Annotated in this window: 22 protein-coding genes; 9 read left to right on the top strand and 13 right to left on the bottom strand. The window is 61.7% G+C overall.

Annotation, left to right across the window (positions count from 1 at the left end; genetic code table 11):
• Window positions 1-29: 29 nt before the first annotated feature.
• The 3 genes from mfnA to D8Y22_RS21755 all read right to left on the bottom strand — a co-directional run bounded on the left by mfnA (window position 30) and on the right by D8Y22_RS21755 (window position 2,016).
• Window positions 30-1,115: a tyrosine decarboxylase MfnA gene (mfnA, locus tag D8Y22_RS21765; RefSeq protein WP_141466738.1), complete on the bottom strand. Its 1,086-nt coding sequence runs from the start codon at window positions 1,113-1,115 to the stop codon at window positions 30-32.
• A gap of 119 nt (window positions 1,116-1,234) precedes the next feature.
• Window positions 1,235-1,723, bottom strand: a complete 489-nt coding sequence (locus D8Y22_RS21760) for a hypothetical protein (RefSeq protein ID WP_141466737.1) — start codon at window positions 1,721-1,723, stop codon at window positions 1,235-1,237.
• Entirely contained in the window at window positions 1,723-2,016 is a 294-nt protein-coding gene (locus D8Y22_RS21755; RefSeq protein ID WP_141466736.1) for a UPF0175 family protein, read from the bottom strand. The genes D8Y22_RS21760 and D8Y22_RS21755 overlap by 1 nt, the downstream gene beginning before the upstream one ends.
• A 201-nt stretch (window positions 2,017-2,217) precedes the next feature.
• On the opposite strand from D8Y22_RS21755, the gene D8Y22_RS21750 reads away from it, so the two are divergent.
• Window positions 2,218-3,048: a 23S rRNA (uridine(2552)-2'-O)-methyltransferase gene (locus D8Y22_RS21750; protein ID WP_141466735.1), complete on the top strand. Its 831-nt coding sequence runs from the start codon at window positions 2,218-2,220 to the stop codon at window positions 3,046-3,048.
• A gap of 180 nt (window positions 3,049-3,228) precedes the next feature.
• Here D8Y22_RS21750 and D8Y22_RS21745 read toward each other — a convergent pair whose 3' ends face one another.
• Window positions 3,229-3,405, bottom strand: a complete 177-nt coding sequence (locus D8Y22_RS21745) for a CopG family transcriptional regulator (RefSeq protein WP_141466734.1) — start codon at window positions 3,403-3,405, stop codon at window positions 3,229-3,231.
• 241 nt (window positions 3,406-3,646) lie between these two features.
• Between D8Y22_RS21745 and D8Y22_RS21740 the strand changes: the two genes are divergently transcribed.
• Complete coding sequence (locus D8Y22_RS21740) at window positions 3,647-4,096, top strand: hypothetical protein (protein ID WP_141466733.1); 450 nt, start codon at window positions 3,647-3,649, stop codon at window positions 4,094-4,096.
• A gap of 4 nt (window positions 4,097-4,100) precedes the next feature.
• On the opposite strand, the gene D8Y22_RS21735 is transcribed toward D8Y22_RS21740, so the two are convergent.
• The gene (locus tag D8Y22_RS21735) at window positions 4,101-6,413 is read right to left on the bottom strand and encodes a twin-arginine translocase subunit TatC (RefSeq protein ID WP_141466732.1); all 2,313 of its coding nucleotides are present in this window, start codon (window positions 6,411-6,413) and stop codon (window positions 4,101-4,103) included.
• 146 nt (window positions 6,414-6,559) lie between these two features.
• On the opposite strand from D8Y22_RS21735, the gene D8Y22_RS21730 reads away from it, so the two are divergent.
• The 3 genes from D8Y22_RS21730 (at window position 6,560) to D8Y22_RS21720 (ending at window position 12,672) form a co-directional block, all read left to right on the top strand.
• Window positions 6,560-7,570 carry a twin-arginine translocase subunit TatC gene (locus D8Y22_RS21730; RefSeq protein ID WP_141466731.1) on the top strand — a complete coding sequence of 337 codons (1,011 nt, stop codon included), beginning with the start codon at window positions 6,560-6,562 and terminating at the stop codon, window positions 7,568-7,570.
• Window positions 7,571-7,938: 368 nt separating this feature from the next.
• A complete protein-coding gene (gene nasA, locus D8Y22_RS21725; RefSeq protein ID WP_246084549.1) occupies window positions 7,939-10,029 on the top strand; it encodes an assimilatory nitrate reductase NasA in 2,091 nt (696 codons plus the stop codon).
• 876 nt (window positions 10,030-10,905) lie between these two features.
• The gene (locus D8Y22_RS21720; protein WP_141466729.1) at window positions 10,906-12,672 is read left to right on the top strand and encodes a nitrite/sulfite reductase; all 1,767 of its coding nucleotides are present in this window, start codon (window positions 10,906-10,908) and stop codon (window positions 12,670-12,672) included.
• A 188-nt stretch (window positions 12,673-12,860) separates the two neighbouring features.
• Here D8Y22_RS21720 and D8Y22_RS21715 read toward each other — a convergent pair whose 3' ends face one another.
• From D8Y22_RS21715 to D8Y22_RS22620, 6 genes are all read right to left on the bottom strand, one after another.
• Window positions 12,861-13,229: a hypothetical protein gene (locus D8Y22_RS21715; protein ID WP_394348221.1), complete on the bottom strand. Its 369-nt coding sequence runs from the start codon at window positions 13,227-13,229 to the stop codon at window positions 12,861-12,863.
• Between the two features lie 67 nt (window positions 13,230-13,296).
• Window positions 13,297-13,653 (bottom strand): hypothetical protein, encoded by a 357-nt coding sequence (locus D8Y22_RS21710; protein WP_141466728.1) that lies wholly within the window; start codon window positions 13,651-13,653, stop codon window positions 13,297-13,299.
• 216 nt (window positions 13,654-13,869) lie between these two features.
• On the bottom strand, window positions 13,870-14,739 hold the full coding sequence (larE, locus tag D8Y22_RS21705; RefSeq protein ID WP_141466727.1) for an ATP-dependent sacrificial sulfur transferase LarE: 870 nt from the start codon (window positions 14,737-14,739) through the stop codon (window positions 13,870-13,872).
• 47 nt (window positions 14,740-14,786) lie between these two features.
• Complete coding sequence (locus tag D8Y22_RS21700; protein WP_141466726.1) at window positions 14,787-15,128, bottom strand: cyclase; 342 nt, start codon at window positions 15,126-15,128, stop codon at window positions 14,787-14,789.
• On the bottom strand, window positions 15,103-16,380 hold the full coding sequence (locus D8Y22_RS21695) for an RNA-guided endonuclease InsQ/TnpB family protein (RefSeq protein ID WP_141466725.1): 1,278 nt from the start codon (window positions 16,378-16,380) through the stop codon (window positions 15,103-15,105). The genes D8Y22_RS21700 and D8Y22_RS21695 overlap by 26 nt, the downstream gene beginning before the upstream one ends.
• Window positions 16,377-16,523, bottom strand: a complete 147-nt coding sequence (locus D8Y22_RS22620) for a hypothetical protein (protein WP_174811945.1) — start codon at window positions 16,521-16,523, stop codon at window positions 16,377-16,379. The genes D8Y22_RS21695 and D8Y22_RS22620 overlap by 4 nt, the downstream gene beginning before the upstream one ends.
• Window positions 16,524-16,618: 95 nt before the next feature.
• Between D8Y22_RS22620 and tnpA the strand changes: the two genes are divergently transcribed.
• On the top strand, window positions 16,619-17,017 hold the full coding sequence (gene tnpA / locus D8Y22_RS21690) for an IS200/IS605 family transposase (protein ID WP_141466724.1): 399 nt from the start codon (window positions 16,619-16,621) through the stop codon (window positions 17,015-17,017).
• A 138-nt stretch (window positions 17,018-17,155) separates the two neighbouring features.
• Here the strand turns inward: tnpA and D8Y22_RS21685 are convergent, their stop codons facing one another.
• The gene (locus tag D8Y22_RS21685) at window positions 17,156-18,172 is read right to left on the bottom strand and encodes an alcohol dehydrogenase catalytic domain-containing protein (RefSeq protein WP_141466723.1); all 1,017 of its coding nucleotides are present in this window, start codon (window positions 18,170-18,172) and stop codon (window positions 17,156-17,158) included.
• Window positions 18,173-18,289: 117 nt separating this feature from the next.
• Between D8Y22_RS21685 and D8Y22_RS21680 the strand changes: the two genes are divergently transcribed.
• Window positions 18,290-18,859, top strand: coding sequence for a hypothetical protein (locus tag D8Y22_RS21680; protein ID WP_141466722.1), 570 nt, complete (start codon window positions 18,290-18,292; stop codon window positions 18,857-18,859).
• Between the two features lie 178 nt (window positions 18,860-19,037).
• On the top strand, window positions 19,038-19,820 hold the full coding sequence (locus tag D8Y22_RS21675) for an ABC transporter permease (RefSeq protein ID WP_141466721.1): 783 nt from the start codon (window positions 19,038-19,040) through the stop codon (window positions 19,818-19,820).
• A gap of 18 nt (window positions 19,821-19,838) precedes the next feature.
• Here D8Y22_RS21675 and D8Y22_RS21670 read toward each other — a convergent pair whose 3' ends face one another.
• Window positions 19,839-20,270 (bottom strand): GNAT family N-acetyltransferase, encoded by a 432-nt coding sequence (locus D8Y22_RS21670; protein WP_141466720.1) that lies wholly within the window; start codon window positions 20,268-20,270, stop codon window positions 19,839-19,841.
• A gap of 215 nt (window positions 20,271-20,485) precedes the next feature.
• Between D8Y22_RS21670 and D8Y22_RS23065 the strand changes: the two genes are divergently transcribed.
• The coding region (locus tag D8Y22_RS23065; RefSeq protein ID WP_246084548.1) for an outer membrane protein assembly factor BamB family protein at window positions 20,486-20,835 on the top strand (350 nt) is incomplete at its 3' end.

The following is a 20,835-nucleotide window of genomic DNA, read 5'->3' as shown; positions in this document are numbered from 1 at the left end:
ATAGAAGACTGATATCGCGAGCGGCGACGTTAGTCGACGCTCGTTACGGGGACGCTCGCTCGCATCTCGAGGCGGTCCAGATCGGCGACGAACGACGCGAGCATCTCGCGGGTGACGTGTGGCATACAGACGACCCGTAGCTGGTCGTTTCCGGTTCGGGAGATGCGCCAGCCCCGATCGCGCAAGGCTTCGAACGTCGAGTGAGAGACATCGGCTGCGACCAGTGGCAGCGTCGGATCGACGACGTCGTAGCCGCGTTTCTCGAGGGCGTCTGCGAGCCACTCCGCGTTGTTTCGTGACCGAACGTACTGTTCTCGATAGCCCGTCGGCCACAGCTCTTCCATCGCGGCGACGGCGCTTGCGACGCCGGCGCCCGAGCGAGTTCCCGTCAGGGTCGCCTGCGAGGTCGATTCGAGATATGGCGTGTCGACAGCGAGTTCGTCGAGCAGGTCCGATGATCGGACGAGCAAGCCGCCGGCCGGCACCGCGGCCTGGCCCATCTTGTGCGGGTCGATCGTCATCGTGTCGACGGGGGCGTGGCCGAAGTGCCACTCGGCGTCGGTAAACGGGAGCACGAACCCGCCCCAGGCGGCATCGACGTGTAAGAGGGCGTCGACGGAATCAGCGATCTCGCCGAGTGCCGGAATCGGATCGACGCGGCCGTACTCGGTCGTGCCGGCGACGCCGACGATCGCGGCCGTCTCCGCGTCGACACAGGCCTGCACGGCCTCGAGGTCGGCCCGATAATTGCGATCCGTCGGGACGATTCGAAGGTCGATCTCGAGGAGGTCGGCAGCCTTCTGGAAACTGAAGTGGCCCGATTCGGGCATGACGACGTTGGGGCGGTCCACGTCGGCGCGTTCGCGAGCGATCCGAAGCGCCTGGATGTTCGCTTCCGTCCCGCCGCTTGCGACGTAGCCCGACGGGTTCTCGAGTCCTGCAATCTCGCCGAGCATCGCGATCGCATCCTCCTCGAGGGCGGCGATCGTCGGATACGTCCCCGGATCGCCGGGGTTGGTCGCCAGAAACTGTTCGGCCGCCTCACGCGCGACCGGATGGGGCCTCGTACACATCGAGGACAGCACCCGATCGAACGGCTGCGGCTCGGCCTGCATATCGCCTACGTTGGGAGTCGACGATTTATGCGTTGTGTTTGACCGTCTCGAGTCGGGACCGTTCGGAACGTGTCGTTCGTCAGTTTTGAACACGCCTCTATCCAACCCAGGACCCCGATTCAGTTCCCCAGTTCTCGGAGCTTCTTCTGGACCTGCGTGTAGACTTTCGGATGTAGGTTCATTCCCTCGTCGACGAGATTGTACAGGATATCGGTTGCCTCGTCTGCCGTCAGGTCACCGTCTTTCGCACAGCTGAGCAACAGCGTCGTTACCCACCAACACTCGATGCCGTGACTCCGGGCAACCTCGACCAGTCCTTTGTCGTTAGCGAGAAGGAGCTTCTCGTCAGTCTCCGCCAGCAGGATCACTGACGCGTCGGCTATCGCAATTCCCTCCATCGACGCCACTTCGTCGGCTGTGTCCGGCGTTTCGTGAACAGCGACGTCCGCCAGAAACTCGTCGAGCGTCGCGGTACCACGCTTCCCCTCGGTGAGGACTTCCTCCCGAACGTCTTCTGTCGTCCGAATATCGTCGAAGGCGATCGAGACGAGGTCGAGTCGTCCGACCCACGCGAGCGGAATCAGTGCGGAGGAATCGACGACAACCATTAGATGCGATCGAGATCACGTTCGAGGTCGGTCGTCGTGTACCCGACATCGATCCCCGCTTCGGAGGTGAGAGACACCATCTCGACGTACGAGACGTCTGCCAGTTCCGCTGCCTTCCGCAGCGTGATCCGGTGGTCGCGGAGCTGGTCGAGCGCCCGCTCCTTGCGCCAGTCGGAGAGACCCTGTCGGATCAGGCGACGAAGCACCTCCGACCGATCAGCACTCAACTCCGTCTCGAGTTCGGCGAGGACCTCCTCGTCGTCCTCCGGGATGCGCGTGGTGACCGTTTTCATCGTTACGATCCATTACGTTACGATACGCAATAGATGTAACGGGCCCGCTCCCGTTTCGTTCTGAGACGCTCGTGCAGAGCCCGAGGGCTGGCAGAGACTATCCGATGTGCCTTTCCGAGTCGGGGGCGTCTGATCTTCTATGACCGCAGATCCATCGACCGTTCCGCCGCGGAACCTATCACGGAGTCCGGTGAGGAACCCATGACGCGACGCGACGACTACTACAACCGAGCGAAACAGGAGGGATACCGCTCTCGAGCGGCCTACAAGCTCAAACAACTCGACGAGCTCGAGAACGTCATCAGCGGCGGCGACACCGTCGTCGACCTCGGTGCGGCACCCGGCGGGTGGCTCCAGGTCGCCGCCGAGAAGGTCGGCCCGCAGGGGTCGGTCATCGGCGTCGACCTCCAGCGGATCAAAGACCTCGACGGCACGGAAAACGAGCGCGTCGAGACGATTCGGGGCGACATGACCGAGGAGCGAACGCGCGAACGAGTCATCGATGCCGCGGGCGGTGGCGTCGACGGGGCGGCTACCGCCGCCAGTCCGGAACGGGCCAGCGGGCCCGTGGACGCCGTCGTATCCGACATGGCACCGAATATGTCCGGCGAATACTCGCTCGACCAGGCTCGCTCGCTACACCTCGCGCGACAGGCGTTCGAGACCGCACTCGAGTTGCTCGATACCGGCGGTAACTTCGTCGTGAAGGTGTTCCAGGGTCCCGATGTCGACGACCTCCGGGCCGATATCGGGGACGAGTTTCAGTACGTTCGCGCGACGGCACCGAAGGCCACTCGCAACGAATCCTCCGAAATCTACCTCATCGGGAAAGGCCGTCTCACCGCACCCATCCGGGCAGGCGACGAACTCGAGGTCGAGATCGTCGACGTCGGTGGTGAGGGTGACGGTATCGCCTCGGTCGACGGCTACCGGTTGTTCGTTCCGGGCACCGAGACGGGCGAGACCGTGACCGTCCGGGTCGAGGATGTCAAACCGAACTTCGGGTTCGCACAGCGACTCGATCAGGAGTGATACGGTATGCTGTAAGTCATTGTCGGTGCAATCGCGACCGTCCTGCGATTGCACTGGTACATCGTTACAGCAAACCGTATGAGACGGACTGGTGTCGTTCCGTACCGGTGATCGCTCGAGAGTCCACCGATCACCGGGAAAACGCTCCAACACTCCGTATGCGGACGGCAGTCGTCACGTTCATTCTTCGCTCTCGAGGCGGTCGTGGCGCTCGTCGATCTCGTCGAGGATATCGAGCGTCTTTCGAATGGATGCACGAACCGCATCGCTTCGGTTGACGAACTTCCCATCGTCGCCGACGTGGTCGTCGAGGTCGTCGAGCAACTCCTGTGGGATTTCCACGCTGATCTTTGGCATCAGTCTACGTGCACGTTTAGAGGGCGGTCCCTTATACTGTCGGCTGTCGTTATCGCCCGTGCTCGAATTTCGCTTTGGCGGTGTGATCTCGAGCGAGCGACACAGTCGGCACCCCGCCGGGCCCAAAGCAGTTACCGACCGACTGATACGGATTACTGTTAACGATTTACCGGCGCACCCGCCGCCCGGGTCGCGGGTGCGCCGGAAATGACTTACAGTAAACCGTATGAGATGGGGACATATGGATCGGCGTACCGTACTCGCAGCCGGGAGCAGTTCGGTCACACTGTTTGCCGGCTGTCTCGGGGAGCCGTTCTCGAGCGGGGGCGACACCCAACGCGACGGGAACGGCGGCGAGAGCAGCGCCATCGACGTTATCCTCTACAACTATCGGGATGTGGAGATCCGAGTGGCCGTCGACGTGATCGCCGATGGAGACTCGCTCGTCTCCGAAACGGTCGAACTGGGCGTCCCCTCGGGGGCGTCGACGAACGAAACCGTCGCGACGGTTCCGGCCGGGACGGCCGAACTCGAGATCGACGCGACCGTGGAAGACGACGACTCGAGCGCGACGGAGCGCTTCGATCTGCCGTTCGGGGAACCAGTGAGTGCGATCGAGATTCGGGTCGACGAGCGCCTCGAGATCGCGCCGTTGCCCGACGAGCAACCGGCGCCGGCGGAGTCGGCCTAACGGCCTACCGACCGAGGAGACCGGTATCGAGAGTCGGCCCTCGACGCTTGCCACCGAACAGTCGACCGCCGAGCGTGAGTACGTGGACGATCACCAGGCCGAGGACGTAGGTCAATGCGATCGGAATGGCCAGCAGGAGCATCGTCAGAATGCCTTTCGGGCTGGCGAAGGCGGCGACGACGAAGATACCGACGACGACGGGGCGCCACCCTTTGAGCATGGTCCGGTAATGGACGATGCCGCCGGCGTGAAAGAGGAACATCGTGACGATGATGTTGAAGAGGAACCCGACGCCGATGGTCGTGTAGATCACGAGCCAGGAGAAGCTGTTGATCCGGTAGGTGACTTCCATCTGGTTGCTGATCGCGTCGGTGATGAGATAGGAGATGACCGAGGGGGCGATCCAGTAAAAGCCCGCGAAGATACCCAGTCCGAACCCGCCGAACAACGCGCCGCCCCAGACGAGGAACAGCCGCGGGTCGCCGCGAACGAGCCCGCGCTCTCTGGCCGCCGGCCAGGCCCAGTACATGATCAGCGGCAAGACGGCGATAAACGCCAGGATCGTACTCACCTTCACCATGAAGATGAGGACCTCGACGGGATGTAAGGCGATGACGAGTCCGAGTTCGCCCACCAGTTCGGTCGTCACTTCTTCGGTCGTCGCGCCGTCTTCGGTCACCTCGTCTAAGACCTCCGGCGGGACGCGATCGACGAACTGGGCGAGGATGATGCCGAATCCGCCCTGGTAGAGCGCAATAAATGAGCCACCGAGGACGGCCATGAACACGCCGACGATGTAGATCGTCTTCGACGTGAGACTGTCGACGATGAAGGCGAGATCGTACGCGTAGCCCCCGATGTCGTCTTCGGTCGTCTCCTCCTCGGTGAACGGATCGAGCATCCCCGCTGCGGTACTCGAGAAGAGACTCCCCTCCTCCTCGTCGGCCGTCTCCGCGGCGGCCGTTCCGGCGCTCGAGGCGACGTTGCCGTCGCCGTCGTCGCCGTCCGCGGCCTGGGCCTCGAGCGTGTCGAAGCGGTCGAGGATGGCTTCGGCCTTGTCCCGGTCGTCGTCGTACATCGCCTGCCGGGAGTGTTCGAGGGCGGTTTCCTCGTCCATTTCGAGGAAGACGGGGGCCGGAATCTCCTCGATGTCGTCGGCGGCCAGCATGTCGAAATCGACGTCGTCGGGCCCCTCGGCGTTACGGATGTCGCCTTCACGCGGGTAGACCGGCCCCTGCAGGACGACGAGCGTGTAGACGAGCACGAGGCCGAAGCCGACGACGAGTGCCGCGAGCGAGCCGATAGCGGCCTCGCCGAGCAGGCCGTGCTCGAGGGCGATCGACTCGAGGCCGCTAGTGTCCGGTCGGATGTACGAAGGCAACAGCGGGAGGACGGATTCCTCGAGCGTCTCGAATCCTGCCTGGTTGAGAAACGCAGTCACCCCGATGGCGACGACGGCGAGTACGCCGACGAACTGCAGGATGCGACGTTTGACAAAGCCGGCGCCGGTGTCGAGTTCGGCCGCGCCGCGGCGTCGCATGTTGGTGACGATCTTCGCGAGCCCGAGGCTGAAGATGTAGAGGGCAAACAGCGGCAGTGCCCACATGATCAGTGTGAAGGGGTCCGGCGGCGAGAAGAAGGCGCCGAAGACGGTGATAGCGACGATGGCGTGGCGCCACTTATCGCGAAACGTCTCGTAGGAGACGATCTCCGTGTACGCGAGCACGCTCATAAACAGCGGAAGTTGTGCGGCGAGTCCGAACGACAGCGTCAGGAGGGCGATAAACTCGGTGAATTCGGTGATCCCCCAGCTGGGATTGACGCCGGCGTCGTGAGCGACCGCACCGAGGAAGTCGAATGCAAACGGAAAGAAGATCCAATATGCGTAGGTGACGCCGATCCAAAACAGGACGAACGAGATCGTCACGAAACCGGCGACGTATCGCTTCGAAATCGGCACCGCGGCCTCGATACCACGTTCGCGAAGCGCGTCACGAGAGAAGTACAAAAGCGCAGGAATCGCCACGAGAACACCGACCAGCATTCCGATCTTCGCTTGCAGCAGGATCACTTCGAACGGCGTTCGCGTAATGATGTCGGTCGCGAGGGCGACTTCCTGATCCATCTCCGCTTTTGCCGTCGCCTCGAGGAAGTCCCAAATAAAGGCCCGCAGTGCCCAGAACGTCCCCATGAAGCCGATAACGAATACGATAAACACCTTCTGGAGGTGTGTCTGGGCGCTCGAGAACATCGCGCCGAGGGTCTCGCGCCCGCTGTTTATTGCGCGGGCGGTGTCCTCGTCGACGGCAGAACTCATGTTGCGTACTGTGGCCTACCTGACTTCCAGTTATCAACCTTTCGAGTGGATGTCGCTCGGACGAGAGATTTCCCGGTCCTTGTGACTCTCCCTCGATGTACGTAAGAAAAAGGCCTATAACTGCCCGCCTATCTATATCCCGATAGATGGCCGACGAGTCGGGATCGACGGGGGACCGCGAGGACCACGCGGAGCCACGCGAGGGCGACGACGAGCAACCGGTATCGGACGAGCGCGGACCCGATACCGATATGGCTGCGGCGCCGTCCGATACCGACGGGGCTGTGGAGCCGTCTGACACCGATCCGGCCGCGAACGACGACGAGGAGCCGCCGGTCGAAACCGACGGAGAGGGTGTCGTCGGTGGCGCCCACGACGACGAGGAGCCATCGTATCCTGACCCCGACGAAGACGTCGGCGGCATCTCGACGCCGCCGGACGACGAGGAGATGCCGCTTGCCGACCACATCGAAGAGATGGTGCTCCGGCTGGCGATGGTCGCCCTGGTCGGCGCTGCAGGGACCGCGATCGGACTCCTGTTTGCCTCCGATGCGATCAGCTACATTTGGACCGATATCTTCCCCTACCAGGCCGAGGAGGTCCCACCGCCACACATCTACCATCCGCTCGAATTGTGGCTGACCCGGATCAAACTCTCGGCGCTGCTTGGCATCATGGTCGCACTGCCGATGTTCGTCTACCAGTGCTATCTGTTCATGAAGCCGGGATTGTATCCCCACGAACGGAAGTACTACCTGGCAGCCGTCCCGACGAGCGTCGTCCTCGCGGGCGTCGGTATGCTGTTTTCGTACCAGCTCGTCTTGCCGATCCTGTTCTACTACTTTACGTTCTACGCCGAGGGGAGCGCCAACATCGCCTACGCGCTCGGCGATACGTTCGACCTCGTCATCACGCTCACCGGGTTCCTCGCGATCGTCTTCCAGATTCCGCTCTTTATTATGCTGGCGATCATGATGGGTGTGACCACCCGCCGCTGGCTCGCCGAGAAACGACTCTACTTCTGGGCGGCGTTTTTCGGGCTGGCGTTTATGTTCACGTTCGACCCGACCGCGATGGCCCCGGTGCTCGTTGGTATGACGATGATCTTCCTCTTCGAGGGAACGTTGCTCGTCCTCAAATGGGTCGGCACCGAGTAGCTCGTTACAGCCCCCACAGCACTCGCTGTGGAGGTCTTGCTCGAGTTACGATGCGAACTGACCTGTGTTCCGGTCGCATCGACTGTAGTGCCGTGCACAGATGTCTGGTCCGCGGAACTCCCCTTTCCGTTCACGTCCTTATATTGTTTGTATTCCTCGATAGATTACTGGAACGGACCGATAATCGGCCAACAATGGATTGTTTGTAAATGACTAGTGTTTAGTGCCTGTGTGCAATCTAACTCCGCATACGAAACTATGATATCGACTCTCTATGCTTGTCTAGTGTGCGATTGTAAACCACGCATGCGCCTCCTCGACCGCCTCGAGAGGTGTCGGGAGTGAGCGAGTTCGTCCCGACAACGTGTATGCGGTGTGCGGTCGGCTGTGGCCACCTCCAACGGGCCGTCGAACAGGGATACGGACTCGATATGGTTCGAGGCGACGCGTCGCATCCGGTCAACAACGGGCTCGCCTGCCAGCGCGGCGTCAGCGAAACGGCCGATCCCGATGGCGAGTGGCTGAGTCGCCCGCTCGTCCGTCGCGACGGTGAACTCGTCCCGACGACCTGGGATACCGCCCTCGAGCGTGCGGGAACGGGCCTCGAGACGGCACTCGAGGACGGTCCCGACAGCGTCGCCGTCCTCGGGAGCGGTCAGCAGACCAACGAGGCCGCCTACGCCCTCGGGAAGTTAGCACGCGGCGGCTTCGGGACCCGCTACTACGATGCCAACACGACGCTCTGTATGGCCTCGGCGGTGACGGCCTACTACGATGCCTTCGGGAGCGATGCACCGCCGCCGACCTACGACGATATCCCCGCGGCCGACACCCACCTCGTCTGGGGCGCGAACCCGGCCGTCGCCCATCCGGTCATGTTTCGGTGGATCACGCAGTCGGCGGCTGCCGAAGGGTCGGAATTGATCGTCGTCGACCCCGTCGAAAGCGAAACCGCCGACGTTGCCGACCACCACGTCCCGCTTGCGCCCGGGGGTGATCTCGCACTCGCCCGCGCGGTACTGGCACGCGTCGTCGAGACCGATCGGGTCGACGAGCAATTCGTCGCCGAGGCGACCGACGGGTTCGAGGAGCTTCGTGGCGACCTGCCCGACGTGTCCGCGGCCGCCGAGCGTGCCGGCGTTTCACTCGCCGACGTCGATCGGCTTGCCGCGGCACTCGAGGACTCGACGCTGCTGTACTGGGGAATGGGGATCAACCAGAGCGTCGACGGGACCGCGACCGCGGGCGCGCTGATCGATTGTTGTCTCGCGACGGGAAATCTCCGTCCCGGATCCGGACCGTTCTCGCTGACCGGACAGGCAAATTCGATGGGAACGCGCGTGTGTTCTTCGAAGGGAACCTGGCCCGGTCACCGACCGTTTACCGACCCCGACCACCGCCGCGACGTCGCCGACGCCTGGGACGTTCCGGTCTCGAGATTGCCAGACGACCCCGGTCCCGGGCCGGTCGGAATCGTCGACGCAATCGGTTCGGATGTCTCGGCGGTGTATGCGGTCGCGACGAATCCCGTCGCGGGGATGCCCGACGCGAATCACGTCCGCGAGCAGCTGGCCGATAGCTTCCTGGTCGTCCAGGACGCCTTCCACAGCGAGACCGTCGAGTGTGCAGATGTCGTCTTCCCGGCGGCGACCTGGGGCGAATCCGAGGGGACGACGACCAACATGGAGCGGACCGTCTCCCGTGTCCGCGCGGCGACGGAGACACCGTCGGGAGTCAAAACCGACCTCGAGCTAATCGGACTGCTCGCAGATAGACTCGCGCCCGATCTCTTTCCGGAGCGCCCCGAACCCGCCGAACTGTTCGAAGAGCTTGCACTGTTAACTGCGGGGACGCCCGCTGATCTCTCCGGAATTAACTACGACCGTCTCGAGGCCGAGACAGCGGTTCGCTGGCCCGCGCCCGAGCCGAACGTTTCGGGCGGCTATCGATACGTCGAGGACTCCGGCGGCGAAGACGATAGTATCTCAGCGGCCGACGGTGCCGACCTCTCGTGGTCGTTCCCGACGCCGTCAGGCCGTGCTAGATTCTCGAACGGTGAGGCCCCACCGGCTCCCGAGACGCCCGACGAATCGTATCCGTTGACGTTGACGACCGCACGATATGCTGACGCGTACAATACCGGCGTTCGGACGCGTGATGACGAACTGCCGATCGCCCGCGTCAGTCCCGCAACGGCTGGCGCACTCGCAGACGACCTCGAGAGTCAGTCGACGGGGCGGGTCGCTTCTCGTCGCGGATCGATCGACGTTCGAATCGATGCCGACGAATCGATCCCCGACGGCGTCGTCTGGCTGCCGATTCACCACCCCGCCGTCAACGAACTGACGCTCTCCGACGTCGACCCCCGGTCGAAGGAGCCCCACTTCAAACAGTGTGCCGTCCGTCTCGCGCTGTCTCGTGACGGGGAAGCGAAAGCAGTCGCCGAGGCCGGGACGTGACGGGCTGATACACTGTCTGTGGAGACCACAGCGATGGTTCTTCGGTTGTCAACCACTATATTGATACTAGTGAACAGGTAACACTTAGGGATTATCGTAGCCAACCGCTAATTCCGAGCTCCGGTCCTCGGCGTAGTATCTCGGTTCGCCGGAAGAAAACTATGAACGTCTACGATAATCCCTAACTGTTACGAAGCGCTAATCTGGTCCCTGGTCGCTTCGGACGGACGTCCATTATTGGTACAAGGCCTCACCGGCTATGCGACCGGGTTCGTATCGGCTTTGTGACTGGTCTCGCAGCGCTCGCCATTGCCGTTTCGTTGTCCTGGTCCGAGTCGACGACGGTCCAGACCGACTTGGTAGCACCGGCCGACGACTCATACGGATTACTGTACCGATGTACCGGCGGTGAGTCGAACTGTGTGAGACGAGCCTCGGTTGCGGAGCGAAGCGAATCAACCGGCTCACCCGCCGCCCGGGTCGCGGCTGGGCCGGAACTGACTGACAGTAAACCGTATCATACGGTCCGGGGGACCGTTTTGTCGGAAGACCGAACCGCGGTTCGAGTCGCGGTTGCCCCAGAAATACCGTCCGCGGCCGTGTACTGTCGTCGTTCCTGCTTGATGTATCGTTTCGATGCAGTGACTTACGACGACATCTGTCCGCACAGTCACTGCTAGCATATGCCCTTATACAGATAATATTCAGTAGTACATCCTACGACTGATCCTAAAACAGTCCGTGAAATGGCTGTATGTAAACGAGTACCATTATAATCTTTAGACACATGGTCCTAACACGTGAATTACGAAATGTCTGGAGTGGAAATCCGTATATTTGCAGAAGAGCGTTCGGTCGGTATCGAGGTGGTCGGCGATGGTGCATAAGAAAGAAGAACAGAAGGAAGACTGTTACGGCGACGAGGTTCGCGAGCACATCCTCGAGTTCGCCGAGAACGGCGGCTTCGAAGCCGTCCCCGAAGACGAACGCGACACGTGGTTTACCCGGTTCAAGTTCTGGGGCCTGTTCCACCACCGCTCCGGTCAGGAGTCGTACTTCATGATGCGACTGACGAACGCGAGTGGTATCCTGGAGCCGGGGCAACTACGTGCGATTGCCGAGGCTGCCCGCGATTACGCGAGGGGGCCAGTCGAAAACCCCGAATTCGGCAACGGCTGGTTCGATCTGACAACGCGGCAGTCGGTCCAGCTCCACTGGCTCAAACTCGAGGACGTGCCCGAAATCTGGGAGAAGTTAGAGGCCGCTGGGGTTTCCTCGCGCTCTGCGGGCGGCGATACGATGCGAAACATCTCCGGGACCGCGCTACACGGCAAAGTCGAAGAGTACGTCGAATCCGGCCCGCTGCTCGAGCAGTTCCAGGAAGAACTTCGCGGCGACGACGCCCTGGCGAATATGCCCCGGAAGTTCAACATCAGCGTCACGGGGACGAAATCCGGCTGTGCCCAGGACTCGATCAACGACATCGGCTTCGAACCCGCATGCAAGAAAATCGACGGCGAGACGGTCAAGGGATTCAACGTCCGCATCGGCGGCGGACTCGGCGGTCGCCAGCCCCGCGCTGCGACGCCGCTCGACGTCTTCGTTCGCCCCGAAAACGCCTACGAGGTCGGCCGTGGCTTCGTCGAACTCTACCACGATTACGGCGGTCGAACGAACCGCTCGAAGAACCGTGCGCGATTTTTCGCCGAGGACTGGGGCATGGAAAAGATCCGTGAGACGCTCCAGGCGGAGTACGTCGACTTCGAGATGCACACCGCGGGCGAGGACTTCCGCGAGGAGTACACCTACAACGCCGGCAAGCCCACCGACGCGGGTAAACACGATCACATCGGCGTCTACGACCAGAAACAGGACGGCTTGAATTACGTCGGTCTGAACGTTCCGATCGGACGCGTGCCCGCCGAAGACGGCATCGAACTCGCCGATCTCGCCGACGAGTACGGCTCCGGTGAGGTACGGCTCACGCGCCGACAGAACCCCGTGATCGTCGACGTTCACGAGGACGACCTCGAGGAGTTGCTGGCCGAACCGCTGCTCTCCGAGTTCCAGCCCGAACCCAGTCCCTTCGAACGCGGGGCGATGGCCTGTACCGGGACGGAATTCTGCTCGATCGCCCTCACCGAGACGAAAGGCCGGATGGCTCGCATACTGCGCTGGTTGAACAAGAACGTCGACCTTCCCGACGACATCGAGACGATCAAGATGCACTACTCGGGCTGTACGGCCGACTGCGGCCAGGCGATGACCGCCGACATCGGGTTGCAGGGAATGCGCGCCCGAAAGGACGACGAGATGGTCGAGGCTTTCGACATCGGTGTCGGCGGCGGCATCGGCGAGAATCCATCCTTCGTCGAGTGGGTCCAACAGCGCGTGCCGGCCGACGAGGCCCCGGGTGCGATTCGAAACCTGGTTGAGGCGTTCGCGGCTCACCGCGACGAGGGCCAAACGTTCCGCCAGTGGGTCGAATCGACTGGCACTGAACAGCTAATCGAGTTCTGTGAGCCCGAGGAAACGGACTTCGAGGCGCCGTACATGGCCGACGCCAAACAGTCGTGGTATCCGTTCGCAGACGGTGCGTCGGACGCTCCAGCGGCGTCTTCAGCTGCGCCATCGGACGATTGATACGAATTACTGTACCGATGTCCCGGCAGTGAGTCGAACTGTGTGAGACGAGACTCGGTTGCAGAGCGAGGCGAATCAACCGGTGCAACCGCCGCCCGGGTCGCGGGTGCGCCGGCACTGACGTACAGGAAGCCGTATGAGAAACGACGGTTTGATCCTGCTGGCCGCGGGGTCGTGACCGATCCCGATCAATCCGCGGCTTGGTTGTGATCCGATTGGTGCTGTTCTACTGTATCGCGACTCTCCAGGCTGGCGGCGAGTCGATACCCTCTCTCGAGCGTCTCGCGGGTGAACCGAACGATATTGTGGACACCGGGCTCGGCGTGGGGCGACCGATAGCAGGCGATCAACGACCACATAACCGCGACACCGACGGATCCGGCTGCCGAGAACGTCATTCCCATCGTGGCGTAGGTAAACGCGTAGAGTGCACCGATCGTCATCGAGGGAACGCTCGAGCCCAACGGGACTCGAGCCGTCGCATTGCGGATCGTCGGAGCGAGAAAGACGATCGAAAGCGTGCTACCGGCCAGAAAGACGAGGTCTTGCCACATCATCAAAACCAGTTACTCGGGAACGAGTAAAAAGTCGCTCGATATCGAAAACGCCACAGAACCCTGAACGTCAGCGGTGGTCACGCGTTCGCTCGTACGCGTAGTCGACGGCGTCTTCGATCGAGCCGGGGCCGTCGTAGCTGGCTGCAAAGAGATCCATGAAATCGCGGGCGATTCGGTTGCACCGTTCGAACGTCAGCACCGTCCGAACGCGGACCGTTTCGGCGAGATCCAATCCCGGATACATCGTTGCAGTGAGAGCGTAGCCGGGATGTTCTTCGCCATCGAGCGACGCCGGTGCGACCTTCAGTCGGAGATCACCGGACTCGTGGCGATAGGTTCGATACTGCATTTCCCGTTCGCTGTTGGCAGGTGTGTACGTTTGTCGTTCTTCAGTAGTCCACTCAGGCGGCACGTCGGCGTCCATCGATTAGCAATACTGACTCGAGTGCCACGTTCGTATCGTATTGTGCAATATTCTCGGACATTAGTCGAGGAATACAACCAATGGTAGGTTCGATGGCTGAATTTCGGTTGTGTGGTGAACGCACGTTCACCTTTGGCCACTCATTTCCAACGTTTGGTGACTCAGATCGGTACTCGGGGTGGTGCTGCTGACAGGTATCGAGTACATCGTGGTCGATCAGTCGTCGATGTTCGGTTCGATCGCAGTGGTGTCGTCGGCGACGGAGTTGCTGACCGTCGAGCCGTCGGGACTGACGCTTCCAGTTCGATAGCCGTGAAGGTCGAGCGTAACGTGATCGAATCCCAGTCCCGAGAGTTCCGCACGAACAGTTTCGACGAACTCGCGTTCGAGTGCACGCTCGAGTTCGTCGGGGGCGACTTCGATTCGGGCGAGACCATCGTGATCGCGGACTCGAAACTGGTCGAAGCCCCACTGGCGCAACAGCGCTTCGGCCCGTTCGACGCGCGTGAGTCGATCTTCGGTCACTTCGATGCCGGTCGGGATGCGCGAGGAGAGACAGGCCATCGAGGGTTTGTCCGCGACGGACAGATCGTACTGGCCGGCGATCTCCCGAACCTCGTCTTTCGTGATGTCGTGAGCGAGCAGCGGGGAGTGGACCTCGAGTTCCTCGACCGCCTGGAGCCCGGGTCGATGGCCGGCACCCGGGTCGTCGGCGTTAGTGCCGTCACAAACCGTTTCGACGCCGAACTCGCGGGCCGTCTCGAGCATCTCGCCCAGCCGCATCGTGCGGCAGTGATAGCAGCGATCGTCGTCGTTCTCGACGAACGCGTCGCTCTCGAGTTCGGAGAAGGAGACGATCTCGTGGCGGATCCCGATCTCGTCGGCGACGCGTTTGGCGTCCTCGAGTTCCGCCTCGGGAAGGGTTTCGCTACGAGCGGTACAGGCGATCGCATCGCCGCCGAGCGCGTCGTCGGCGAGTGCGGCCACGACGCTCGAGTCGACGCCGCCGGAGAAGGCCACGAGCACGCCGTCGTAGGCCGTAAGCGCCTCGCGTGCGGCCTCGCGTTTCGCCTCGACAGATGTCATACACCCCCGTTCGAGTCGGACGGGCAAAAACGCACTGTCGTCGATATTCAAACGGTCTGTTCGTGGACTTGCTCGAGCAGTCCGGACTCCGGAACGTCGACGACGCCGGCCCGTTCCAGCATCGACTGAAACGCCTCGGAGTCGAAGTACTCGAGTGCTTCCTCGAGCCGATCGTCGTCGATCTCCTGAATGACGAGCAACGTGGTTGGATCCTCGCACTTTCGGTACACCTGCGTCCCGAGCGAACCGTGAGCTGCCCGTGTCTCGGCGTTTGCCTCGTGGAACCGTTCCCAGCGCTCGTACTCCTCGATCACGTGATACGCGTGAACCGCCTCGGGGTCAAGCCCCGAGGCTTCCCGTGGTTTAATCGGACACTCCCACGATACCATCGGTCTGATAGCCTCGAACGGCGTCGTGGGTCACGGTCGGGGCGTCCACGGCCCCCGATGCCTGCCGTCGCACCTTCCGCACTTGGGGAAGGCTGTTGAGAGTAGGCACATTCCAGTCCTGATGCTTCTTGATGCCTTTCACGGCGATGTTGACGCTTGCAACACGGTCGCTGTGGTCTTGATGCCCGCACGACCGACACTTGAACCGCTTCTTGTTGCGGTTCGCTCGCTCGGCGTGCCCGCACAGCGGACACCGTTGACTCGTCTTGTACGGGTCAATCCAACCAGTCGGAATACCCTCGAACGACGCCTTGTAGGACGTATAGAACTGAAGGGCACGGAACGGGAGGTGGTGCAAGCGTCGGTTCATCCGCGTGCCGTAGTCGATACTGTCGCGCATCTCTTTGAGGTCTTCAAAGACGATACACGGCTTCTCGAACCGCTGACTCCACTCCACGATGTGCCGAGATACCTTGTGGAGTCGGTCACGGACAAACCGTTCCTCACGCCCTTCCAACGTGTCGTGCATACTCTGCTTCCCCGCGTTTTGCACGCGCTTCCGCATCGTGAAGTAGCGATGACGCTCGAACTTGATTTCGGGGAAGTCAATAACCAACGAGTCCTCAATCCCATCCTCGGAGAGAGCGGTGAGAGCCACGTTGTCTTCGTTCACGTCCACGCCGACGACCGTTCGTGAGTCCTGCTTGTCTCGAACGGTCTGCTTGGTGTTGGTGACGTTGACGTGCAACTCGGGGTTGTCGTTGTGGAACAGGGCTTCCGCCGTCCCAATCTTCCACTCGTCGCTTTCGAGTGCGGTTTTGAGAACGTCGAGGTGGGCGTCGTCGCCTTCGAGAACGCCCTTGACGTGCTTGTACGGCTTCGCGCTGATGCGGAACGCCACGTCACCGTCGTCGGTGAGCGACAGGTTGTACCCTTCCTCGTAGTTCGCACGAAGCGGGTACGCACCATCCTTGCTGTGACTCGGTTGGCCGAAGTCGTCGTACTCGTAGTAGTTCTCCATCGCGCCGAGTGCTTTGGCGACGACTCGCTGTGTCGTGTTCTTCACGAGGTTGGCGTCGTCGGCCACGCGGTCGGGGATTGCGTCCCAGTCCACGCCTTGCTTGGCGAGACGGATGGTTTCGTTGTACGCCGACCGAGCTTCGAGGGTGGCGTCGTACAGCAGGCTCTCGTTGTCACTCTGGATGTCGAGTTGGAAGTCCAGCGTCTTGACGAGAGCCTGTGCGTCGGTCATTCTTCGGATTCGTTGGGTTGGACGTGACGGTAGTGAAGGAGGAGCGTACGGAGTACGCTGTCGAAACTCGTGTGGCCCTCCTCGTCCTTGAGTTCGTCAAGGTCGTCGTATACGGCGTCGGATACCTTGAGTTGCTTCGTCACGTCTACCTCTTGTTCCTCCACGCTTAAAAGTTTACTGGTGGTAGTCTATGAGTCACTTCAAAGAATACTTCTGATTGGTCGTTGTATTGATAGGTATGGGGGAGAAGCGGTCGAACCACACAGTGTACAACGTCAACTACCACTTCGTGTGGTGTCCGAAGTACCACCACGCGATACTCGAACCAATTGAGGATTCGCTGGAAGCGAGTTTCCGCGACGTGTGCGACGAGTACGGCTACGAGATACTGTCGCTCCACATCTCACCAGACCACGTACATCTGTTCCTTTCCGCCCACCCGAAGCACGCACCGAGCAAGATTGTGCGAACGGTCAAGAGCATCACGGCGCGGGAGATGTGGGAACAGCACGAACCGTTCTTGGAGGAGTATCTATGGGGTGGCGGATTTTGGGAGGAATCGTACTACGTTGGGACGGCAGGCGATGTTTCGACCGACACGATTGAGCAATATATCGAGCGAACGGAACACGTTTAACGGGGCTTACGGCCTTCACCCTCGGGGTCAAGTGGTTCGAGAGACGGAGTCTCTCGTCATCACGGAAATCTCCGATTTCCGTACGACCCCGAGGCACTCGGCCTGCTCCGCCTGTAGAGATGGACCATCGACGTGGTATTACTCCTGTGGCTCGATGACGAGTTTGCCGACCATCTCGCTGTCGCGCATCGCTTCGAACGCGGCTGCCGTCTCGTCGAGGGGATACCGCTGGGCAATCACCGACTCGAGGCGACCGTCGGCGACGAAGCCGACGAGTCGTTCGAGGTCGGGTTGGGTGCCGAGCGTGCTGCCGAGGATGCGTTTGTGTCCGAAGTAGAGGTCGCGCGCGTCGAACTCCGGATAGCGGCCGGCGGTGCGGCCACAGACGACCATCGCGCCGTTCGTCCGGAGCACGTCGACGCCGACGCGCGTGAACGGCCCGCCGAGGTGGTTGATCGTCACGTCGACCTCGCCGATCTCCTCGACGGCGGCCCGCAGTTCGTCCGGTTCCTCGGCCCGAATCGCGTGGTCGAGCCCCTCGGCTTCGACGCGCTCGAGTTTATCGGCCGAGCGCGAGGTTCCGATCGTCTCCGCGCCGATCGCGTTCGCGAGCTGGACCGCCGCGATGCCGACGCCGCCGGTCGCACCGGGGACGAAGACTCGGTCGCCGGCCGTCGTCTCGCCGCGTTCGAGCATCCGGTAGGCGGTCGTGTAGGCGATCGGCAGTGCAGCGGCCTCGACGACCGAGACGTCGTCGGGAAGGGAAATCAGCCGCGAGGCGTCGACGAGCGCCCGTTCGGCGAACGCGCCGTCGTAGCTGCTGTAATTCTCGCACATATTTTCGGGCCCTTCACGGCAGAACCGACAGGTACCACAGCTCTCGAGCGGACAGAGAACGATGCGATCGCCGACAGCGACCCTCGAGACGTCGGGGCCGGTTTCGACGACGGTTCCCGCGAGGTCACCCCCCGGGACGAAGGGCAACTGCTCCTCGGGCAGTCGATCGTCGTCGCGCAGCTTCCAGAGATCGCGGTGGTTGAGCGAGGCCGCCTCAACGCGGACCACGGCCTGCCCGTTCGACGGTGACGGGTCCTCGCGCTCTCCAATCTCGATCTCGGTCGGTCGGTCAGAATCAGTGATGGCCGCGACTCGCATACGTCGGCTATCGAGCGGCCGACCTATATACTGTCTGTCTCAACTTTGATACTACTTCGACACGTTCCAGCAGACGATATAAGTCCCCGTCCGTGGTAGTGGCGGGCTCGAGCGAGGATGTCTCTGTCCAACCGACTCCGGCAGCTTCGACCTGCCGGCGAGAGTACGGATCGAACCGAGCCGCCGGACGGACGATCGCGCCTCGAGCAGACGACGGCTGCCGGCGTCCGCGGACTGCAAGCTGGCTTCGTCGCGACGCTGATCATGACGGCGTTTCGGCTGCCGATCATGCGATCGCTCCCACCCTCGGCGAACTTCTGGGCCCAATACGGTCCCGGCGGCGATCCCGACGACCATCCCGTCGTCGGATTACTCCTGCACCTCGTCTACGGCATCCAAGCCGGGGCCGTCTTCGGTGCGTTGTTCGCCCTGCAGGATGCCGAACGGTCGATCGAACCCGAACAACGCGGTCTCGTCTGGGGCGCCGTCTACGGGATGGGGCTCTCGGCGTTTGGCTCACAAATTATGTTGAAGGAACTGCTCGATATCCGCCTCGATGCCGACGAACTCGCGCTCTTTCACGCGGGCCACCTGGTCTACGGCCTCGCCCTCGGTGCCTGGGTCGGCTCGCGGACGGAGGGTGTCGAGGATCCGGCGGCCGAATACGAGTACGCCGACGGAAACTAACTACGGTCACGGCCTGTCCAGTGGTTGTGCCGGTAGATCCGTACGAGAGACTGTCTCCGTGGGATACCGCCAGGTTGCTATTCTCGGTCGCTGGCCTACCAACGCTTACTAGGCGTATTACGATTCCCTCGATCGGTTCATAACAACCGGTTTACCCGACCGGCGACGCGATTTGGGTATGGAACTTGGCGTCGTGCTGGGCGTCGTCGTCATCGGATTCATCCACGGTGTGTTGCCCGATCACGGGTGGCCGATCGCGGCGACGTACGCGCTGAACAAACGCCGTCGCTGGCTCTACGGATTGCTCGCCGCGTTGATCCTCGGCGTCGGTCATCTGGTCTCGAGCGTCGTCCTCGTATTAGCGTACTTTTGGTTCAGTACGTTCGCTGCGTTCGCGGACGGCCCCTGGCTCGGCTACGTCGCTGGCAGTCTCCTCATCTTGCTCGGGATCCACGAATACCGAACTGGGGGGCACGGAGACGCCCTCGAGAGTCACGACCACCACGAGCACCATCATACGGATGGCGGTGGCGATTACGAGTCCGAACACGGAACTCACGACCATCCGACGGACCACGACCACGAAATGGACGACACTAACGGTCTCCTGGCGCGCGTTCGAAACGCGCTTCCCGGCGGCGGCCACCAGCATCTCACCGAGGAGCACGCCGAACGCGGGCTGACGGCGCTCGGGGCAACGGCGCTCTTGCTCGGATTCGCTCACGAGGAGCCGATCCAGATTCTGGCGATCTGTGGCGGCGTCGGCACGAGCCACTGCCTCGAGCTCATGTTGATCTACTCGCTAGCGGTCATTATCGCAATCATTGCGCCGACGCTGTTGTTGATCGCGGGCTACGAACACCATCATGAGCGGATCGAGCGATACACACCGTACCTCCCGACGATCACGGCCGTTGCCCTCATCGGGATGGGGCTCGCATTTATCGTCGGCTTCGTCTGAGACGCGCTCGAGTCTTCGTCACTCGAGGGATTTGCGCATCTTGACGTGTGGGATGCCCGCCTCCTTGAACTCCTCGCCGAACTGTTCGTACTCGAGTGATTCGTAGAAATCTGTGACACGCGTTTGAGCGTGTAACAGGAGCGTCTCGAAGCCGAGCGTCGCAGCCTCCATCTCGACGGCGGTCATCAGGTTCCGCCCGATACCGTTTTCGCGTCGAGACGGCACGACGGCGACGCGTTCGGCCTTGCCGACGCCGTCCTCGTACTCGCGCAACCGTGCCGCACCGATCGGTTCGGCTCCGTCGTAGGCCACGAAGTGTACCGCCTCGTCCTCGTGGTCGTCGTACTCGAGATCCTCGTCGACGCCTTGCTCGTCGACGAACACCGTGCGTCGAACGGCAAACGCATCGTCGCGGTCGTCCGCGTCGTCAGCGACCCGTATCTCGACCATCGTCTGAGAGGTTCTCGAGCCAGGTCTGAGAACGTTACGGCGGCGCCAGCATTCGAGAGAGTCATGGGACACGGGGACTCATAGTGTTTAGTGGCAGTTCTTATATCTGCAATTTTATACATTTCTGATACAGCGAAATCGTCGTGGCCGATATAGATCGTCAAGTTAGCAAACAATCCAAGTGATTGATTATATGTGCGTTCCCTCAATTGGATATGAACGGCAAACCGTGGGATAGACAGCCCAGGGCAAGTCGGCGGCGGATACTACGGAAGATCAGCGGGCTCACTACACTAGGCATCCTCGGTACGGGAAACTCCAACACGGTTGCTGCCGATTCTAGCTACCAAGTATTGTGGAACTTCCTAACCGGCCGTCGGGTTCGCTCGTCACCGACGGTGGCGGATGGCACCGTCTTCGTCGGGAGTGACGACGCCAATCTCTACGCAGTGAATGCGGAAACAGGTAATCAACAGTGGGCATTCACAGGCAGTTTGGCTCGCTCGTCACCGACGGTGGCCGATGGCACCGTCTTCGTTGGGAGTGACGACAACAATCTCTACGC

It is taken from the genome of Salinadaptatus halalkaliphilus, from assembly GCF_006543045.1.
In the GTDB taxonomy this organism is placed as follows: Archaea; Halobacteriota; Halobacteria; order Halobacteriales; family Natrialbaceae; genus Salinadaptatus; species Salinadaptatus halalkaliphilus.
The sequence above is the reverse complement of the archived record's forward strand: the minus strand, read 5'-3'. Positions and strand labels throughout refer to the sequence as shown.